Source organism: Novosphingobium sp. B-7 (genome assembly GCF_000410615.1).
Classification (GTDB): domain Bacteria; phylum Pseudomonadota; class Alphaproteobacteria; order Sphingomonadales; family Sphingomonadaceae; genus Novosphingobium; species Novosphingobium capsulatum.
On record NZ_KE148322.1, the window covers coordinates 2,523 to 5,523 of the forward strand.

At 63.9% G+C, this 3,001-nt stretch carries 1 protein-coding gene and 1 pseudogene; both read left to right on the forward strand.

Annotation, left to right across the window (positions count from 1 at the left end; genetic code table 11):
• Positions 1 to 121: 121 nt before the first annotated feature.
• Complete coding sequence (locus H926_RS0110195) at positions 122 to 2,512, forward strand: TonB-dependent receptor (protein ID WP_022676204.1); 2,391 nt, start codon at positions 122 to 124, stop codon at positions 2,510 to 2,512.
• Positions 2,513 to 2,725: 213 nt separating this feature from the next.
• Positions 2,726 to 3,001, forward strand: a pseudogene (locus H926_RS0110200) (TolC family protein); the annotation flags it as partial.

The following is a 3,001-nucleotide window of genomic DNA, read 5'->3' on the forward strand; positions in this document are numbered from 1 at the left end:
CCGCTGCCCAGGCCCTGCTTTCCGATCCCCGCCTTGCCCCGATGGTCGCGGCTGCCCGCGCCGAGTGGCCGGCGCACTGACACCCGATCCCCTTCTTCCTGATGATAAATTGAGGAACATCATGATCAAGCACCCCTTGCGCGGCGCCCTGCTGGCTGCCTCCAGCCTGCTCGCCTGCACGGCCCACGCCGCCGATGCCCCCGCCACTGCCGCCGCAGAAGCGGCCTCGGCCGCATCCGATCCGCAATCGACCACCGCCAACCAGACCGGCCAGGCCAACGACGCGCAGTCGCTCACCTCGTCCGACATCATCGTGACCGGCAGCCGCGCCGCGCAAGTGGCGCCGATCACTGCCTCGCTCACCACCACGCAGCCGCAGGCCGCGGTCAGCCGCGAATTCATCGACAACGCCAACGCCGCGTCGGATTTCAACCAACTGATCGCGCTGACCCCCAGCGTCAGCATTTCGGGCAGCAACAACGGCACCGGCTTTACCGAAACCAAGGCGACGATCCGCGGCTTCCAGGATGGCGACTACAACGTCACCTATGACTCGATCCCGTTTGCCGACACCAACAACCCGACGCACCATTCCACTGCGTTCTTCCCCACCACCACGATCGAAACCGTCGTGGTCGATCGCGGCCCGGGCAATGCCAGCCAGCTGGGCCAGGCCACCTATGGCGGCAACATCAACATGTATTCGCGCGCGGTGAGCGACCAGATGGGCGGCCAGGTCCAGGGCCTGCTCGGCAACTGGAACACTTTCATCGGCCGCGGCGAATTCCAGAGCGGCGCGATCGACAAGCTGGGCGGCGCCAAGTTCGTGCTCGCCGGGCAGTTCCTGCGTTCGGACGGCGCGCTGACCAATTCGCCGGTCAATTCCAAGAACCTGTTCGCCAAGGCGGTGATCCCGATCGGCACGGCCAACACGCTGACGCTGCTCAGCACGTGGAACCGCAACTTCTATTACCAGTCCGACCTGCAGAAGGGCGCCACCTGTGGCACCGGCGGCACGGCGCTGGCCGCCGGCACGCAGCTGACCGCCGACAACTGCACGCCCACCTCGCAGATCGGGCAATATGGCCTCAACTATGGCCTGGGCAGCGATCCGACCAAGCAGGATTACTGGAAGTACAACCGCACCGACAAGACCACCGATTTCTCGTACATCCGCCTGCAGAGCAAGCTGGCGCCTGGCCTGTCGCTCGACAACCGCGCCTATATGTATGGCTATACCAACAACACGCTGTCGGGGAACACCGGCTCGGTCCTGGCGTTGAGCGGCGCCGGCACGGTGGCTTCGCCCTACAAGACCACGACGGTGGCGGGCGATATTCCGGGGTACTACAAGCTAAACAAGTATCGCGTGCTGGGTTATATCGGCCAGGTCAATTATGATTTCGCGCTCGGCAAGATCCGCGTGGGCGGTTGGTACGAGCACGCCGATACCGACCGCGCGCGGTTTGACCTTGATCGCACCACCGGCATGCCGTCGTACAACGAAAAGTTCGCGCCGGTAACCGGCGTCGGCACGCTGCCCAGCGCGGCCTATGCCAACATCAACTACCTGCAATATTCCAAGTGGAACCAGTACCAGCTGTTTGCCGAGTTCGAGTTCCACCCGATCGAGGCGCTGTCGATCACGCCGGGCGTCAAGTACGTGCACTTCAACCGCTCGATCAGCGGGCCGGTCAACCAGAAGAGCCGCAATCCGATCGACACGGCCGCCACCTGGACCAAGACGCTGCCGTTCGCCACGATCAACTGGCAGGCCAAGGAGAACTGGTCGTTCTATGGCCAGTATGCCCAGGGCATGTACGTGCCTGACCTGTCGAGCTTCTACACGCCGTCGGGCACCTCGACCGACCAGGCCGTGCAGCAGCAGAACCTGGCCAAGCTGCAACCGCAGACCTCGACCAACTATCAGGTCGGCACGGTGTGGCACGGCAGCCACGTCTCAGTTGACGTCGATGGCTATATCATCAACGTCAACAACAAGATCGCGGCCGATACCTCCACCGGGGCGCCGTCCAACGCGCTCGTCAATATTGGCCAGGTGCGTTACAAGGGCGTGGAAGGCCAAGTCAGCTTCGTACCCGTCACCGGCCTGACGCTGTTTGCCAATGGTTCGTACAACTATGCCCATTCGGTGACGAGCGGGGCGCAGATCGCCAGCGCGCCGTTCTCCACTGCCGCGCTGGGCGCGTTCTACAACCACAACGGCACGCGCGTATCGTTCAGCCAGAAGTTCACTGGCCCGCAATACGCCACCGAAGCGACCGCCGGCGCCACTGGCCCGCGCAGCTATCGCATCGCGCCCTACAGCGTGGGCGAATTCGCCATCAGCCAGATGATCGCCAACCGCTTCCGCATTGGCGCGACGGTGTCGAACGTGTTCAACAACCGCGCGATCACCTCGATCGCCAATGGCAAGACCTATGGCGTGGACGACCAGTTCCAGTTCCTGGCGCCGCGCTCGTTCATGGTGGATGCGCGCATCACGTTCTGATCCAGCCAATGTTGCGCAATGGTCACTTTTCTTGAAGCGGTAGGGCGGTTACGCCGTGTTGCTAGGGAATGGCGATATTGCGTGAGGCTTCGCACCACCCCCAACCCCCTCCTCTAAAGAGGAGGGGGCTTTGCCCGGTACTCCCCCTCCTCTTTAGAGGAGGGGATCGGGGGGTGGTGCGCGGCCAAGCACAGAAATAGAAAAGCGAAAACAGTGAGGCGCAGACTATCCATTACCGCTGCCTTGCTCACCGCCACGGCTGGCTGCGCGCCGGTGCCGCCCGCGCCGGTAAACCTGCCGGCCCGCAGCGCAGCGCGGGTGGCCACGCAACTTGAAGAGCCAAAGCTGCGCCAGATCGCCCAAGGCATTGCCCCTGCCGCGCCGCATATGGCCGATGGCCTCGACCGGCTCGACCTCTTCGCCGCGATCCTGGCGCAAGACCCGCGCGTGGCCGAAGCGCGCGCGGCGGTGCTTTCCGCCCAGCGCGAT

Excerpts from the sequence above, each read along its gene's own strand:
- H926_RS0110195 (WP_022676204.1), top strand. The coding sequence starts at position 122 with ATGATCAAGCACCCCTTGCGCGGCGCCCTGCTGGCTGCCTCCAGCCTG.